Below are 16,348 nucleotides of genomic sequence, written 5' to 3'. Positions count from 1 at the left end.
GCCTGCAATAATAGAGATTTATCGAATAATCGTCAAGCAATAAATCTGAAAATCAGATTATTCGTTCTTTTTTTCAGCATAAATTATTTTTTTATCAGCCAAACGCCACTTTCTATGTGATGAGTGTAAGGGAACTGATCGAATAATGCCGCCTTTTCAATACGATGGGTTTGACATAATTGCTGTAAATTTGCCGCTAAAGTTTCAGGATTGCATGAAATATAGAGAATACGGTCATAAGCTTGTACCATATTAAGCGTATCTTGATCCAAGCCTGCCCGTGGCGGGTCGACAAAAATGGTATTGCAATCATAGGCTTTTAAATCAATGCCTTTTAAGCGATAAAATTCACGCACGCCATTCATTGCTTGGGTAAATTCTTCTGCCGACATTCGGATAATCTGTAGGTTATTAATCCCATTTTGCTCAATATTATATTGAGCTGAATGCACTGAGGACTTTGAAATTTCAGTTGCCAGCACTTTGCGGAAATTTTCTGCTAGGGCAATAGAGAAGTTGCCGTTACCACAATAAAGTTCCAGTAAATCACCTTGGCTGTTTTTAGTACAAGTTCTTGCCCATTCCAGCATTTTGATGTTCATTTCTGCATTTGGCTGGGTGAAACTGTTTTCCACTTGGCGGTAAATATAGTTTTTGCCGTGAATCGGTAAAACTTCTTCCACATAATCGCAATCTAAGGCAATTTTTTGCTTGGTTGCCCGCCCAATGAGTTGTACTTTAAAACCTTGATTTTGTAATCGGGCTTTTAAGCTTTTTGCCTGCTCAATCCAATCATCAGTGAGTGTTTTATGATAGAGCAATGACACCGCAATTTCACCGCTGAGCGTGCTTAAATAATCAATTTGGAACAGCTTTCGGGTAAGCTGCTCCTTGCCTTTAATTTCCGCTAACAGCACTGTCATCATGTTATTGATAAGTGTGCTTGCAATCGGGAAACTATCTACACGATAACGCTCTTTCGTCTCTTGATTGAACATAATATGGTAGATCTCACCGTTATCATGCCAAACCCGAAATTCCGCTCGCATACGGAAATGGCTTGGCTTAGAAGAAAAAACTTCTAATGCCGGAGGATTAAAAGGGGCAAGTAAAGCGGTCAGATTTTCTGTTTTTTTTGCAAGGAGATCGGAATATTGTTCGATAGGGAGTGTCATTTTTTACCACAATATAGAAAACGAAAAAACAAACCACGAATTGCTTCGTGGTTCTTTAATAATTAGATTATTCAGCTGCACTAAAATCATCACCAACATCACTACCGGCATTACCGGAAAGTGTGTAGATTCGTTTGCTTGCACTTGTTAGTGAACGGTATTTTAACCAGGCTTTTTCAATTATGCTTTCTGCCGTTTCTTCACCTTTCATTACCGCCACAAAACGTTTTTCTTCTGCTGTAGCAGGTTTGCGTTCACCGGTTTCTAAAGCTAAGCAAGCTTGACCAAATTGCTCTAAAGTTTGTGATTCGCGAATGGTGTAATCACCGTGACGAGAGAAGCCGCGAGGGTAATTTTTATCATCAAAAAAGCGACGTGTAACGCTAAAACTATCTGCCATAATATGCCTCATTGTTTTTTATTGGAAATTGGGAAAAGAAAAATCGGGCGTACATTAAAACAAAAATAGAGAATAAATCAATGATTTAATGCAAAAAGCGGTTAAATTTCCCCGATTTTTCGCAAATTTTGTGAATTTGCTTGGTGTGAGAATTAAGCAGGATCTTTCATTAGTATGATTTAACGTTCAATTTTTAAACGGATCATATCAATAAGATCTGAAATCTCTTGAGTGGGCGCTTTTTCTTGCAGCATGACCCAACGAAATAATTCCGGATCGGTATAGCTTAACATTTGTACAAATGCGAGTTTCTGGCTCTCATTGAGTTCATCAAAATGATTTTTATAAAACGGCATAATCATTTTGTCTAACTCACGCATACCGCGGCGACATTCCCACTCTAATTTAAAACGATTAATTTCGGCCATTATTTTACCTCGTGAATACGGAGCTCTTTCGGCACTTCAAATACAATATTTTCTTCATTGCCGACTAAGGTTTCTACTTCTGTTACGCCTAAGGTTTTCAGATGAGAAATCACTGACTGAACCAAGACCTCAGGAGCAGAAGCGCCGGCGGTAATGCCAATTGTCTTTACGCCGTCTAACCAAGCCGGGTCAATATCTTGTGGACCGTCAATTAATTTTGCCATCACTCCCATTCGAGAAGCTAATTCTGCAAGGCGGTTAGAATTAGAGGAGTTTTTTGAACCTACAACCAATACTAATTGTGATTGTTCTGCAAGTTCCCGAACTGCCTGTTGACGGTTGGTAGTAGCATAGCAAATATCGTTTTTCCGTGGGCCTTGAATCGAGGGATATTTCTCTTTTAACGCATCAATGACCCCAATGGTATCATCAATTGAGAGAGTAGTTTGCGTCATAAAAGTGAGTTCGTCATTATTGGAAACAGGGAGCTTGGCGATATCTTCGACCGACTCAATCAAATAAATACCACCTTCTTCATTATCATATTGCCCCATCGTTCCGATAACTTCAGGATGCCCTTCGTGACCGATTAAAATTGCTTTTGTCCCTTTTCGACTGGCACGAGCAACTTGCATGTGTACTTTAGTTACTAACGGGCAAGTTGCATCAAAGACTTTTAAGCCACGATTTTTTGCCTCTTGGCGAACTGCTTGTGAAACACCGTGAGCAGAGAAAATCACAATTGCACCATCCGGCACTTCATTTAACTCTTCTACAAAAACGGCTCCTTTGGCTTTTAGTCCATCCACCACAAAGCGGTTATGTACTACTTCGTGGCGAACATAAATGGGCGCTCCGTGAATTTCTAAGGCAAGCTCTACAATCGAAATAGCTCTATCTACGCCTGCACAGAAACCACGAGGATTTGCTAATAAAATTTTCATCTAATCACTCTTACCTTGTTTCTCTTTTTTGTTTGTAAAGGCTTCTACCAGTAGTAAGCCGGCACCCACACAAATGGCAATATCTGCGATATTAAATACAGGATAATGGTACACATCCCAATAAAAATGAAGAAAATCAACTACATAACCATGATAAGCACGGTCAATGGCATTGCCGATGGCTCCGCCAATAATTAATGCATATGCAGAATTTTCCAATTTTTTGACCGCTTGATTTTTAAATAGGGCAAAGATTAATGCCGCTGAAATAATGATTGCCAGCCCTAAAAAGAAATACTTTTGCCAGCCGGAATGATCGGCTAAAAAACTAAAAGCAGCCCCGTAATTGCGGGCGTAAGTTAAGTTGAAAATCGGTAGAATATTAATGCTTTCCCCAAATTCAAAATTTTTAACTACAATATATTTTGACCATAAATCCAAAATAATGGTTACGAGGCTAAGCCATAACCAACTAAGACCTGTTTTTTTCATTGTATCCTTTCTATTTAATATTAAATTGCATCTTCATTTTCTTCGCCGGTGCGAATACGAATTACACGGCTGACATCATACACGAAAATCTTGCCATCGCCGATTTTACCTGTTTGTGCAGTCTCCATAATGGCTTCGATACATTGTTCTTCCAGCTCATCCGGCACAACAATTTCAATTTTCACTTTAGGTAAAAAATCAATGGCATATTCTGCACCACGATAAAGCTCGGTATGTCCTTTTTGTCTGCCAAATCCTTTGATTTCGGTAATACTCATTCCTGTAATACCGACATCGGTTAAGACCTCACGTACATCATCTAATTTGAACGGTTTGATGATTGCCTCAATTTTTTTCATGGTTGTCCTTATTTTTCTTTACGAGCCGATTTTGGGCGGAAACTTTCGCACACTTGCGGATTGGTTTCGACATAAATTTCACTTAAAAGTTGTAAACAGTATGGTACGGCACTAAAAATGCCTTTTACTAATACTTTTCCGTTTTCATCTTTTACACCTTCCAGTGTTTCTTTAATTGCTTTAGGTTGCCCGGGAAGATTTAAAATCAGACTTTCGTGACGAATTACCCCCACTTGGCGGGAGAGAATCGCTGTCGGCACAAAATGTAGGCTGACTTGTCGCATTTGTTCGCCAAAACCGGGCATTTCTCGGTGGGCGATCGCAAGGGTCGCATCGGGGGTTACATCCCGTTTGGCAGGCCCTGTACCACCGGTAGTTAAGACTAAATGGCAGGCGTGAGTATCCACTAACTCGATTAAGGTTTGTTCAATAACAGCTTGTTCGTCAGGAATTAAACGCTTTTCCAGTTCAAATTGTTCGGTGAGTGCAGATTCCAACCAAGCTTCTAATTCAGGAATACCTTGGTCTTGATAAACACCTTGTGAGGCTCGGTCAGAAATTGAGACCAAGCCGATTTTTAATTTTTCTTTGTCTAATGATTTACAAGCGGTCATTTTTTCTCGCCTTTTTGCAACTCTTTTTTATCCGATTCACTTAAGTTTGATAGTGCCATATTGAAACTGCGTTCAACAGTAACTTTACGAGGATCTTCATCAGGTAAAAGCTTTAACATCATTCCCCAAGTCATTGCTGCCATTTTAAAATCTTCTTTTTCAAAAGAATGGAATGCAAGTAGGCTTAAAGCATTAAAGTTCGTATGATCCTTGCGGATAATGTCTTTTAGCAATGTTTCGCCTTGTTTTTTATCTTCTTGTGCTTCAGAGAAGAGTAATAGCTGTGCATGACTTAATTGATAATCCAGGTTATCCGGCTTTAATTGAGCTGCTTTACTAAAGGCATCATGAGCTAATTGACCATCATCTAGTGCCATCCCGATCTGACCTAACATATACCATTTTTGATCATCTGCCGGATTTTTTTGTAAATCTACACGCAATGCCATCGCAAATTGGTTCATTTCTTCGCTGCTAAGCGGATTGGTATCTTCCGTTTTTAGACGCTCATAAAAATAAGCTAATTTTTGGTGCGAGCTGTCGAGCATCGAATTTGAGAACCAAGAACCGACGCTGCTGTAAACTGCGAAACTCACCCCGCCTACAAGCAGAATCAGCGACATCAGCCACGCCTTACCAAATTTAAGCGTTGAGTGAGAGCTTTTCGGATTGGCATCGGGGATATCATCCAGCAAGTTTTGTTGTAACTCTAACTTGGTTTGCTCAGGATCATCAATTACGCCTTCGTTGGCTTCATTTTCCACTTCTTTTAAGCGATCAAAATAAAAGGCTTTGTTTAAGTTATCTCGCTTATTGTTATCAATTTGCTTGTTTTTTTTAAGCAAAGGGTAAAACGCTACGATACAAACAATGAATGTAATGGATATGATTGCTAGCCAGAAATTCATTTTTCTTCCTTATTTAAAATTTGGTTAAGACGCTCTTGTTCATCTTGATTTAAGTTGCGATTTGCAAAATTTTGCTCAGAATTGACCGCTTGTGGCTTGGCTTTTTTTCTTCGCCAGACAATAACAAGCCCTAGGCAAATAAGTAATAACGGCAGAATCCACAACATTAATGTTGCAGGGGTCATTGGTGGATTGTAGGTGACGAAATTGCCGTAACGTTCGACCATATAATCCACCACTTCACTTTTACTTTTGCCTTCTTTCAGTAATGCTAAGGTTTTTGCCCGCATATCGGTAGAAATTGTGGCATTAGAATCTGCGATATTATTGTTTTGGCATTGCGGGCAGCGTAATTCTTGAATTAAAGCTCGATAGTCCGCCTCTTGCTGCGGATTATCGAATTGGTGTATTTCCACAGGCGCGGCGGTAGCGACAACTGTGGCAAACATAAAGATTAACGGTAAGGCTTTTTTCATGGTTATCACTATTTCAATTTCTCATAAATCGGTTTAAGCACTTGGTTCCAAACTTTGTCGTTTACATCACCTGCATGGCGGTAGCGGATAATGCCGTTACCATCCACGATAAAGGTTTCCGGTGCGCCGTACACACCAAGATCTAACCCTAGAGATCCTTTCGGGTCGAAAATGATTGCTTTGTACGGGTTGCCATAATTGGTAAGGAATTTAATGGCTTTGGGGCGTTCATCTTTATAATCAATACCGATAATCTCTACTCCCTGTTTGGCAAGAATAGTTAAATATTCGTGTTCGGCATAGCAGGTCGGGCACCACGTTGCCCAAACATTCAGTAAGCGGGGCGTCCCTGTTTTTAAAATGTTTTCATTCAGTTGTTGCTTTTCATCAACTAAAGATTCTAGGCTAAATACAGGTACGCTTTTTCCAACTAAGGCTGACTCTAATCTTTTCGGATCATCGCCTTGAGAATTGCGGGCAAGTTGAATCATAAATGCAACAGATAAAGCTAAAAATACAACTAAAGGCAGGAGAAATTTCTTATTCATTTTAGATACCCGAATTAGAACTATAATTGATAGCTAGCTTACCAAAAAATCCACTAATAAGCATTGATTTAAATAAAAAATCCGTTGTATGAACAACGGATTTACCTCGTTTTGATTATTTTCTTAATTTCACCGTTTCAATGGCGTGATCTTGTCCTTTGATTAAAATCAGATTGGCTCGCTCTCGGCTTGGCAGAATATTTTTACGCAGATTCAAGCCGTTAATTTCTTCCCAAATTGTGGAGGCTGTATCTATAGCTTCTTGTTCGGATAAACTCGCATAATGATGGAAGTAGGAGTTTGGATCTGCAAATGCGCTGCGGCGAAATTTTAAGAAGCGGTTGATATACCACGTTTTCAGTAGCTCTTCCTCGGCATCGACATAAATAGAGAAATCGACAAAATCCGACACAAACACATTATGTGGGCTAGAAGGGTAGTTCATGCCGCTTTGTAATACGTTTAGCCCTTCTAAAATCACTACATCAGGCTGGTCTACAATATTAAATTGATCAGGAATAATGTCATAGGTTAAATGCGAATAAATCGGGGCTTTGACATTGCGTTTGCCGGATTTAATATCTGAAACAAACCGAATCAGGTTGTGAATATCATAAGACTCGGGAAAGCCTTTTTTCTTTAGTAGATTTTTTTCAGTTAAGGTCGCAAGCGGATATAAAAAACCATCGGTAGTGATTAAATCCACTTTGCGCTGATAAGGATAATGAGAGAGCAATGCTTGTAAAATACGAGCTGAGGTACTTTTCCCGACTGATACGCTACCGGCAATACTAATAATATAAGGTACTTTAGGGGCCTCAATGCCAAGAAAGCGGTGTAATACCGTCTGACGTTTTAAGTTTTCTTCTATATAGTATTGAATTAAACGGGCAAGGGGTAGGTAAATAGTGCGAACTTCTTCCAAAGAAAGATCTTCATTAAAGCCTAATAAAGGTTTTAAGTCTTGTTCTGTGAGCTTTAATGGAACAGATTTACGTAAATCTGCCCATTGTTGGCGATCAAAAGTGAGAAAAGGAGTAATTTTTTGGTTTTTTTCAAGGCTCATAGCCAAAATCTCAAATTTTTTGATGATTAATTAATGCGTTTATAAGCAAATCAGGCTGCCCACTATACAATAGAAAGGTTGTTTTTGCCGTATTTATTAGGAGAAAATTCATTATTTTTTACAAAAAATAGTCATTTTGTATATTTAAAAATCGAAAGAGCGTTTTTTTAAGATTTTTTTTAAAAAATGCTTGCACACAGTTAAAATTTCCCTATAATGCACATCACTTGCTTACGACACAGCAATGCCGACTTAGCTCAGTAGGTAGAGCAACTGACTTGTAATCAGTAGGTCACCAGTTCGATTCCGGTAGTCGGCACCATTAACGCAAAGCGTAAATAAGTATTCAATTATCGTGGAGGGGTTCCCGAGCGGCCAAAGGGGGCAGACTGTAAATCTGTTGGCTCAGCCTTCGAAGGTTCGAATCCTTCTCCCTCCACCATCTCTGATATTTTGAATCGCGTAGGTCAGACGAATTTAGAACAGCGGGCATCGTATAATGGCTATTACCTTAGCCTTCCAAGCTAATGATGCGGGTTCGATTCCCGCTGCCCGCTCCAAGACGCTGATATAGCTCAGTTGGTAGAGCGCACCCTTGGTAAGGGTGAGGTCGGCGGTTCAAATCCGCCTATCAGCACCACTTCATCTAAATTCTATCTTTCTCACGCAAATTTTTATTGGTATTAATTTCTACATTATGGTTAATGGGTTCTTTTGTTCCATTGTAACCGTTTTTGTTTAAGAGGCTTTTAGAAAATGTCTAAAGAAAAATTTGAACGTACAAAACCGCACGTTAATGTGGGTACAATCGGCCACGTTGACCATGGTAAAACAACTTTAACAGCTGCAATCACAACGGTATTAGCGAAACACTTTGGTGGTGCAGCGCGTGCATTCGACCAAATCGATAACGCGCCGGAAGAGAAAGCACGTGGTATCACCATCAACACTTCACACGTTGAGTACGATACAGCGACACGTCACTACGCACACGTTGACTGCCCGGGACACGCGGACTATGTTAAAAACATGATTACCGGTGCAGCACAAATGGACGGTGCTATCTTAGTAGTAGCGGCAACAGACGGTCCAATGCCACAAACTCGTGAGCACATCTTATTAGGTCGCCAAGTAGGTGTTCCATACATCATCGTATTCTTAAACAAATGCGATATGGTTGATGACGAAGAGTTATTAGAATTAGTTGAAATGGAAGTTCGTGAACTTCTTTCTCAATACGACTTCCCGGGTGATGACACTCCAATCGTACGTGGTTCTGCATTACAAGCATTAAACGGTGTTGCAGAGTGGGAAGAGAAAATTCTTGAATTAGCAAACCACTTAGACACATACATCCCGGAACCTGAGCGTGCGATTGATAAACCATTCTTATTACCAATCGAAGACGTATTCTCAATTTCTGGTCGTGGTACAGTAGTAACAGGTCGTGTTGAGCGTGGTATCATCCGTACTGGTGATGAAGTTGAAATCGTAGGTATCAAAGATACAACGAAAACAACGGTAACCGGTGTTGAGATGTTCCGTAAATTATTAGACGAAGGTCGTGCGGGTGAGAACGTAGGTGCATTATTACGTGGTACTAAACGTGAAGAAATCGAACGTGGTCAAGTATTAGCGAAACCGGGTTCAATCACGCCACACACAGACTTCGAATCAGAAGTTTACGTATTATCAAAAGAAGAAGGTGGTCGTCACACTCCATTCTTCAAAGGTTACCGTCCACAATTCTACTTCCGTACAACGGACGTAACAGGTACAATCGAATTACCTGAAGGCGTAGAAATGGTAATGCCGGGCGATAACATCAAGATGACTGTAAGCTTAATTCACCCAATCGCGATGGACGAAGGTTTACGTTTCGCGATTCGTGAAGGTGGCCGTACAGTAGGTGCTGGTGTTGTAGCGAAAATCATCAAATAATTAAGCGAAAGTTTATATTTGAGATAAGCGAACAAAGCGAAAGAGAGGTATATCGAAAGATATGCCTCTTTTTTATTGCTTCAAATGGATAGTACAAAGTCTCAATTTGCAAAATGGTGACCAAAAAAGACCGCTTGCAATGAGGTAGGCGTATGCAGGCGGTTAGATTTTAGGTATGTTTTGCGAATAATTAAGCAATTTTCACCGCTTTATAATTACATTGCGGATTCATAATTAGATCTCGTGAGCGAATAATTTGTAATTCATACAAGCCCGATTTTGAAGTTTGTTCCATGACTTCATTTACTGCATTTGCTGTGTGCTCAAAGGCGTCGAGATCTGATTTTCCGTTTAATAAATTCGCTACGAATAAGCCGGCAGTTAAATCACCTACACCAACCGGTTCTTTGTCAAAATGGTAAAGCGGCCGGCTGATATGCCAAATACCATCTTGGTTGGCCAGTAGCATTTCAAATTTATTACTCTCTTTGCCGACACGGCTTAAATGTTTCACTAATACTTTTTTCGGACCTTTGCTTAAGATAGCTTTAACTGCTTCAATTGCTTGCTCAAAATTTTCTACGGTTAAACCACTTAATTCGCGCAGTTCGACTAAGTTTGGCGTGATAATATCTGCTTGTGCCATGGCAAGATTGATTAATCCTTCTTTTACACCGTCAGCTACAATGCAGCCTTTATCTGGATGTCCCATGACTGGGTCGCACACATAAATTGCATTAGGATTTTCAGTTTTTACTTTTTGGAAAGCATTAACGATTTCTTGTACCTGTTCTCCAGAGCCAATGTAGCCCGATAATACCGCATCACAGTGAGATAATTTCCCGATATTATTAATGCCATCAACGATATCGCCGATTTGTTCTTTAGGGATGACCATTCCGCCCCATTTACCATATTGGGTATGATTGGAAAATTGCACGGTATTTAATGCCCAAACATCAACACCAAGTAGTTGCATTGGGAAGGTAGCTGCTTTATTTCCGGCATAGCCAAAAACCACGTGAGATTGGATGGATAGCACATTTTTCATTCATTCACTCCTTTAAAATAGAAATAATTGTTATTTTTTGGTCATTTAAGTCAGCGATGGCTTGCAGTGGAGAGAAAAATCTCTATAATTTCGCCTCGTTGTTTTCACAATGTTCAATTTGCCGACTTAGCTCAGTAGGTAGAGCAACTGACTTGTAATCAGTAGGTCACCAGTTCGATTCCGGTAGTCGGCACCACTTCCCAATTTTTATTTTCTTCAGTTTTAACGTAAAACGGCAAGATTCTGCAAATTTCTACAAAAATCTCACCGCTTGTATTATAAAAATTGTTATACGTAGCCGTAACTCATTAAACGTTGATATCGGCGTTCCAGTAAATCATCTTTGCTGAGCTGATCTAATTCCGCTAAATCTTCTATGATGCGCTGTTTTAGACTTTGTGCAATTTGTTCAACATTACGATGTGCACCGCCTAGAGGCTCAGGAATAATATTATCAATTAATTCCAGCTCTTTTAAGCGTGGTGCGGTTAAGCCCATGACTTCCGCGGCAGTTGAGGCTTTATCGGCACTTTTCCATAGAATCGATGCGCAGCCCTCAGGGGAAATAACCGAGTAAGTAGAATATTGCAACATATTTACTTTATCACCAACCCCAATAGCCAGTGCACCGCCGGAACCACCTTCGCCAATAACAGTACAAATTACAGGCACAGACAGTTGTGACATTTCACGTAGGTTTCGAGCGATTGCTTCTGATTGACCACGCTCTTCTGCACCAATACCCGGATATGCTCCCGGAGTATCAATGAAGGTAATAATCGGCATATTGAAACGTTCCGCCATTTCCATTAAACGTAATGCTTTACGATAACCTTCCGGAGCCGGCATACCAAAGTTACGCTTTACTTTATCTTTTACCGTGCGGCCTTTCTGATGACCGATAACCATCACAGGACGTCCGTCAAGACGAGCAATACCGCCAACAATCGCTTTATCATCGGCAAAGGCACGATCACCGGCTAACTCATCAAATTCAGTGAAGATTTGCTCAATGTAATCTAAAGTGTATGGACGGTTTGGGTGACGTGCCATACGTGAGATTTGCCAAGAATCTAAGTTAGCAAATGTTTTCTTGGTTAATTCTTCACTTTTCTTTTGTAAACGCTTGATTTCATCATCAAGATTAATTTTATTATCTTGCTCGCTTACCGCTCTTAAAGACTCAATTTTGGCTTCAAGCTCTGCAATCGGCAATTCAAAATCTAAAAATTCTTGGCTCATTATTTTTTCCTTTTTATGGGCAAAATCGATAGGCATTATCGCTTATCAAGGGGTTATTGTCCATTTTCAATTACACTAAATTGACCCATCGTACCTCTATCACGTAGCATAAAATCGCTAACACCAAAGGTAAAGGGTAGCTGCTCGGAGGCAGTATTATCAAAACGTACCAGAATAGTGGTTTCTTGATTGGCTTCTAACCAAACCGTATCTCGCCAAGCAAGTTGTTTTATAGGGAATGCCTGTCGATTTTGGGTTTCGATAATAAATTTTGCACCTTGTATTGTAAATCCGACCGCTTGATCGCTATTGAGATACCAACGTTCTATACTGCCTTTGGTCGCGGTGAAATCAATACGTTTTGGGTCAAAGCGATTTTGATTAATTAAATTATCAAAAGGGCGAATAGCAAAACGGCGTTCTTGGCTGATTTTTAAATTAAATTCATCTAATGAAAATTCAGGCAAACTCGGCTTGGTGTTTACTACTGCTGCCATTCCTTCGGGGCGAAGTTCTAAAATAACATTATCAATTAATTCATCATTGTTAGAAAAAATTTGTCCGATTTTGTAAAAAATATCTCTTTTTTGACCGCTTATCAGAGAGGTAGTTTCGCCATCGGTTAAATCGATCAAGATTTCCACCCGCTCGCTTGGGGCGAGGCGAAGTGAGGGCATTTCCACCGGCTCGGCTAGCATACCTAAGCCTGTGGCAATCAGGTGTAAAGGTTTGTCGGTATCTAAACGCAGCTCGTATGAGCGAGAAAGAGAGGCGTTTAGTAAGCGTAATCGCACCCAGCCACGCGGTACATTGAAATAAGGGGATTCTTGCCCGTTTACAAATAAGCGTTTACCTACAAACTGAGGCGTGTTTTTATCTAAAACTTGTACGCCTTCTTTATTCAGTAGCTGATCTTGTAAAATCAGTGGAATATCATTTACCCCATATTTATTTGGCAAGTTAGCCTTTTTACTTTGCTCGTCTTCAATTAGCCAGAAGCCTGCCAAGCCTCGATAAAGTTGGAAAGCGGAATTAAGCATTGTATCGGCGTGATACCAACAGCTACAGGCTTTTTGGTTAATAGAGACAATCGGAGACCAGCTGCTTTTAGGCTCAAGACTACGATGCACCGAGCCAATCATCTCGGTAGGAGCTTGTAAGCCTTGAATATTGATTGATATTTTTTGTAGCAGGTTATTTAGATAGATCAATTTGACAAAATCGCCCGACTTCACTCTAACCGTTGGAGCGAGATATTGCCCGTTTACACCCCAAACATCCACCAATTTTCCTTTATCAAATTGTGTTTGAGCGGGGCGTAAATCCAACCGAACGGGTTTACCACGTCCAATATCCATTAGTGGTGGAATTTTAAGAGCAGGGCGTTCTTTTGCTAGAGCAGAAGCGGGCAATGTAGATAAAGCTCCCGCTAAAGCAGAGCCTTTTACAAACTGGCGTCGGGTTATCTGTTTTTTCATATCAGCCATTTTTCGATTGGTTGTCTAATTGTGCCACTTCTTGATTAAGTTGTTCAAATTTAGCCTGCATAATGTTGTGGCATTTTTCCATTAACTCTTTGACGTTTTCACGTGAATAATTTGAAGTGTCAATCGGATCGAGCATTTCACAAATTACCGTGCCGTTGTTCCAACGGTTTAAATCGACTTTATTATGTAAATCGGAACAAACGACCGGCACAATCGGTACACCGGCTGAAATCGCTAAGTGGAACGCCCCTGTTTTAAACGGCAATAAGCCACGCCCACGGCTGCGAGTGCCTTCCGGGAACATCCAAATAGACACTTGACGCTCTTTAATAATTTGGCCGACTTTATTCATTGTTTCAATCGCACTTGAACGTTTTTCACGATGAATAAAAATATTCCCCGTTGCCCAATAAACCAATCCAAAAAAAGGAATCCAAATCAGGCTTTTTTTACCGATACTAACTGTATTTTCTGCTACCATTGAGGAAATAGTGACCATATCGTAGTTATTTTGATGATTACCGATGTAGATAACCGGGTAGTTAATTTCAGATTTTTTGCGTGTAATCAGTTTTAATCCAACCAATTTATGTAATGAACCGAACCAGCGTGCAACAACGCCAACACTGCTTGGGTGGCGGAAACGGATTAAGGCGTAAATTGTGCCGACAATAGAGATGAATATTGCAGCAAGAGCCACTAAAAAAATACGGAAAATTTTTAACATAATGATATAACCTTAAAAACGAAATCTTCGTGAGTATAGCAAAACCGGGCTATTTTCTAAAGGTTATCATAATTAAATTGAAAGGTTTCCTATTTTGCAAAAAATCTGTATATTGATACCGCTTACAACTATTCCAAGAGGAGAAAAGAATGAGTAAAGTCACTTTAGCAGGAAACCAAATTGATGTTGCAGGTACATTTCCACAAAAAGGGGATGTGGTTGCTGATTTTACCTTAGTGAATACCGATTTAGGTGATGTTTCACTTTCTGATTTTGCTGGCAAACGTAAAGTGTTGAATATTTTCCCAAGTATCGATACCGGCATTTGTGCAACCTCAGTGCGTGTGTTCAATCAAAAAGCCGCTAACTTAGCGAATACTGTAGTGTTATGTATTTCAGCCGATTTACCTTTTGCTCAAGCACGTTTTTGTGGGGCAGAAGGCATTGAAAATGTGAAAGTTTTATCAACATTTCGTAGCCGTAATACTCACAATGCGCTAGGCGTTGATATTACATCAGGCCCATTGGCCGCATTAACTGCACGTGCAGTGATTGTATTGGATGAAAATAATCATGTTTTACATAGTGAATTAGTACCGGAAATTAAACAAGAGCCGAATTACGATGTAGCGTTAGCGGTATTGTAATTTTTGAGTAAAATCAGACCGCTTGTAAAGCACAAAAAAGCCCGTTGAGTCAATCAACGGGCTTTTACTGTTTCAATTACCTAGAACTATTTCTTACGAGAATGTAAGCCTTTTTTCTCTAGGTTACGATAGATTAACCACTGTTGGGCAATGGTAATTAAGTTTGACGTTAACCAGTAAAGTACCAAGCCTGAAGGGAACCATAAGAAGAATACGGTAAAGATCACAGGCATAAAGGTCATTACTTTTTGTTGTACAGGATCAGCCACTGGCGTTGGTGACATTTTTTGTAACAAGTACATTGATCCACCCATTAATAACGGCAGAATGTAGTATGGGTCTTGTGCCGATAAGTCTTGAATCCAACCGAAGAATGGTGCGTGGCGGAGTTCTACTGCTTCCATAAATGTCCAATATAATGCAATGAAAATCGGCATTTGGATTAAGATTGGTAAACAACCACCCATTGGGTTGACTTTTTCTTCTTTGTAGAGCTTCATCATCTCTTGGCTCATACGTTGGCGGTCATCGCCGAAACGCTCGCGCATTTCTGTAATGCGTGGTTGTAGCATACGCATTTTAGCCATTGAAGTGTATTGTGCTTTGGTTAATGGGTAAAGAATCGTTTTCACCACAATGGTGACACCAATAATTGCTAAACCCCAGTTGCTCACGATTTTTTGGATTGCGGTTAATAGCCAGAATAACGGTTTTGCAATAAACCATGCCCAACCGTAATCTACGGTTAAGTCTAGGTGATTAGCAGCTTCTTCCATCTCTTTTTGGTCTTTAGAACCTGTCCAAAGTTTGCTACTTAAATTTACTTCTGAATTTGGTGCGATAGTTGTTAACGGACCGCGATAACCGATAGTCGCTATGCCATTGTTGGTGCGTGAATAGAGATTATTTTCTACATCTTGGTTTGGCACCCATGCCGATACAAAGTAATGCTGTAATACCGCGATCCAACCTGCTTTAGTATCGGCGTTTAAGTTCGCTTTTTCCATATCTTGGAAACTATATTTTTTGTAGTTTGTTTCAGAAGAGGAGTAAGCACCGCCTGTGTAAGTAGGCATGGTTAAGCTGCCGGAACTTTCTATAATGGTATGTTTTAATTGACCATAAGGCTGAACTTCAATTGTTTCCGCAGTATTATTTTTGATATTGAAGTTAACGCCAATATCATAGCTACCACGTTTTAAGAGAAAAGTTTTGGTATAAACTACGCCATCTTTTTCAAATGTGAGTGGGACAGAAAGTTCATTTTGACCTTCGCTCAATTTGAAATTATCCGCAGTTACCGCGTATTGTGGACGGCCGGCATTAGTATCGATACCGTTTTTACCCACCAAGCCACTTTGAGCTACATAAGTTTTTTGAGCGTCTTGTTGCAGTAGTTTAAATGGAGTATTTGAGTTTAATTCAGCATTGTGTTTTAACAATTCCGAACCTACTACATCGCCACCTAAGGTATCAATAGTTAAACGTAATACATCACTTTCAACCGTGATGGTTTTGCCTTGAGTGGTTGCATCTGCGATCGCATTGTTTGCATTCGAAGCAGCCGGAACATCACTTGCTTGTTGAGTCTGAGCTGCCATTTGAGCTTGTTGAGCTTGCTTTTGCGCTTGAATTTCAGGGTCAAAATCTTGTTGCCATTGTGTGAAAATTAACATTGACACAAGAAGTAAACCCATGAGCAGTAAGCCACGATTATTCATTTTCAAATTCTCTTGTTAGTAATGGGTAAAAAGAAGGGTATTTTATAATAGGTTGGCTTGTTTTCCAAACGCCTTTTATGAACAAGCGGTCGGATTTTTTAAGAATTTTGCAAAACTTTGAT

The 16,348-nt window shown here is 39.9% G+C and carries 18 protein-coding genes and 5 tRNA genes; 7 read left to right on the top strand and 16 right to left on the bottom strand.

Going from position 1 to position 16,348, the window contains the following annotated elements; genetic code table 11:
• Positions 1-83: 83 nt before the first annotated feature.
• The 11 genes from trmA to coaA form a co-directional block, all read right to left on the bottom strand.
• Positions 84-1,175 carry a tRNA (uridine(54)-C5)-methyltransferase TrmA gene (trmA, locus tag A6B41_RS10560; RefSeq protein ID WP_027073909.1) on the bottom strand — a complete coding sequence of 364 codons (1,092 nt, stop codon included), beginning with the start codon at positions 1,173-1,175 and terminating at the stop codon, positions 84-86.
• 67 nt (positions 1,176-1,242) lie between these two features.
• A complete protein-coding gene (locus tag A6B41_RS10555) occupies positions 1,243-1,575 on the bottom strand; it encodes a MaoP family protein (protein ID WP_027073910.1) in 333 nt (110 codons plus the stop codon).
• A gap of 179 nt (positions 1,576-1,754) precedes the next feature.
• Complete coding sequence (locus A6B41_RS10550; protein WP_027073911.1) at positions 1,755-2,003, bottom strand: FAD assembly factor SdhE; 249 nt, start codon at positions 2,001-2,003, stop codon at positions 1,755-1,757.
• The gene (ispH, locus tag A6B41_RS10545; protein ID WP_027073912.1) at positions 2,003-2,947 is read right to left on the bottom strand and encodes a 4-hydroxy-3-methylbut-2-enyl diphosphate reductase; all 945 of its coding nucleotides are present in this window, start codon (positions 2,945-2,947) and stop codon (positions 2,003-2,005) included. The genes A6B41_RS10550 and ispH overlap by 1 nt, the downstream gene beginning before the upstream one ends.
• Positions 2,948-3,439, bottom strand: coding sequence for a signal peptidase II (gene lspA / locus A6B41_RS10540; RefSeq protein WP_027073913.1), 492 nt, complete (start codon positions 3,437-3,439; stop codon positions 2,948-2,950).
• A 20-nt stretch (positions 3,440-3,459) separates the two neighbouring features.
• Complete coding sequence (gene glnB / locus A6B41_RS10535) at positions 3,460-3,798, bottom strand: nitrogen regulatory protein P-II (RefSeq protein ID WP_027073914.1); 339 nt, start codon at positions 3,796-3,798, stop codon at positions 3,460-3,462.
• A gap of 8 nt (positions 3,799-3,806) precedes the next feature.
• Positions 3,807-4,412, bottom strand: coding sequence for a molybdopterin adenylyltransferase (gene mog, locus A6B41_RS10530; RefSeq protein ID WP_027073915.1), 606 nt, complete (start codon positions 4,410-4,412; stop codon positions 3,807-3,809).
• Positions 4,409-5,320, bottom strand: a complete 912-nt coding sequence (gene ccmI, locus A6B41_RS10525; protein WP_027073916.1) for a c-type cytochrome biogenesis protein CcmI — start codon at positions 5,318-5,320, stop codon at positions 4,409-4,411. Before ccmI ends, mog begins: the two co-directional genes overlap by 4 nt.
• A complete protein-coding gene (locus A6B41_RS10520; RefSeq protein ID WP_027073917.1) occupies positions 5,317-5,796 on the bottom strand; it encodes a cytochrome c-type biogenesis protein in 480 nt (159 codons plus the stop codon). Before A6B41_RS10520 ends, ccmI begins: the two co-directional genes overlap by 4 nt.
• Positions 5,797-5,804: 8 nt before the next feature.
• Positions 5,805-6,344 carry a DsbE family thiol:disulfide interchange protein gene (locus A6B41_RS10515; protein WP_027073918.1) on the bottom strand — a complete coding sequence of 180 codons (540 nt, stop codon included), beginning with the start codon at positions 6,342-6,344 and terminating at the stop codon, positions 5,805-5,807.
• Positions 6,345-6,459: 115 nt separating this feature from the next.
• Positions 6,460-7,410 (bottom strand): type I pantothenate kinase, encoded by a 951-nt coding sequence (gene coaA, locus A6B41_RS10510; protein WP_027073919.1) that lies wholly within the window; start codon positions 7,408-7,410, stop codon positions 6,460-6,462.
• Positions 7,411-7,656: 246 nt separating this feature from the next.
• Here coaA and A6B41_RS10505 point away from each other — a divergent pair.
• The 5 genes from A6B41_RS10505 to tuf all read left to right on the top strand — a co-directional run bounded on the left by A6B41_RS10505 (position 7,657) and on the right by tuf (position 9,351).
• Positions 7,657-7,732 (top strand) — tRNA-Thr (locus A6B41_RS10505).
• A 35-nt stretch (positions 7,733-7,767) separates the two neighbouring features.
• Positions 7,768-7,852 (top strand) — tRNA-Tyr (locus tag A6B41_RS10500).
• Between the two features lie 43 nt (positions 7,853-7,895).
• Positions 7,896-7,970, top strand: a tRNA-Gly gene (locus tag A6B41_RS10495).
• Between the two features lie 4 nt (positions 7,971-7,974).
• A tRNA-Thr gene (locus A6B41_RS10490) sits at positions 7,975-8,050 on the top strand.
• Positions 8,051-8,166: 116 nt separating this feature from the next.
• Complete coding sequence (tuf, locus tag A6B41_RS10485; RefSeq protein ID WP_027073920.1) at positions 8,167-9,351, top strand: elongation factor Tu; 1,185 nt, start codon at positions 8,167-8,169, stop codon at positions 9,349-9,351.
• A gap of 190 nt (positions 9,352-9,541) precedes the next feature.
• On the opposite strand, the gene pdxY is transcribed toward tuf, so the two are convergent.
• Positions 9,542-10,402 (bottom strand): pyridoxal kinase PdxY, encoded by an 861-nt coding sequence (gene pdxY, locus A6B41_RS10480; RefSeq protein ID WP_027073531.1) that lies wholly within the window; start codon positions 10,400-10,402, stop codon positions 9,542-9,544.
• 120 nt (positions 10,403-10,522) lie between these two features.
• Between pdxY and A6B41_RS10475 the strand changes: the two genes are divergently transcribed.
• A tRNA-Thr gene (locus A6B41_RS10475) sits at positions 10,523-10,598 on the top strand.
• Between the two features lie 92 nt (positions 10,599-10,690).
• On the opposite strand, the gene accA is transcribed toward A6B41_RS10475, so the two are convergent.
• From accA to A6B41_RS10460, 3 genes are read right to left on the bottom strand one after another with little or no spacing between them, the layout of a single operon-like run.
• Positions 10,691-11,644, bottom strand: a complete 954-nt coding sequence (gene accA, locus A6B41_RS10470) for an acetyl-CoA carboxylase carboxyl transferase subunit alpha (protein ID WP_027073532.1) — start codon at positions 11,642-11,644, stop codon at positions 10,691-10,693.
• Between the two features lie 53 nt (positions 11,645-11,697).
• Complete coding sequence (locus A6B41_RS10465) at positions 11,698-13,122, bottom strand: multicopper oxidase domain-containing protein (protein ID WP_027073533.1); 1,425 nt, start codon at positions 13,120-13,122, stop codon at positions 11,698-11,700.
• 1 nt (position 13,123) lies between these two features.
• Positions 13,124-13,858: a 1-acylglycerol-3-phosphate O-acyltransferase gene (locus A6B41_RS10460; protein WP_027073534.1), complete on the bottom strand. Its 735-nt coding sequence runs from the start codon at positions 13,856-13,858 to the stop codon at positions 13,124-13,126.
• Between the two features lie 149 nt (positions 13,859-14,007).
• Between A6B41_RS10460 and tpx the strand changes: the two genes are divergently transcribed.
• Positions 14,008-14,505: a thiol peroxidase gene (gene tpx, locus A6B41_RS10455; RefSeq protein ID WP_027073535.1), complete on the top strand. Its 498-nt coding sequence runs from the start codon at positions 14,008-14,010 to the stop codon at positions 14,503-14,505.
• An 86-nt stretch (positions 14,506-14,591) separates the two neighbouring features.
• Here the strand turns inward: tpx and yidC are convergent, their stop codons facing one another.
• A complete protein-coding gene (yidC, locus tag A6B41_RS10450; protein ID WP_027073536.1) occupies positions 14,592-16,226 on the bottom strand; it encodes a membrane protein insertase YidC in 1,635 nt (544 codons plus the stop codon).
• Positions 16,227-16,348 lie beyond the last annotated feature (122 nt).

It is taken from the genome of Mannheimia granulomatis (assembly GCF_013377255.1).
GTDB classification, from domain to species: Bacteria; Pseudomonadota; Gammaproteobacteria; order Enterobacterales; family Pasteurellaceae; genus Mannheimia; species Mannheimia granulomatis.
The sequence above is the reverse complement of the archived record's forward strand: the minus strand, read 5'-3'. Positions and strand labels throughout refer to the sequence as shown.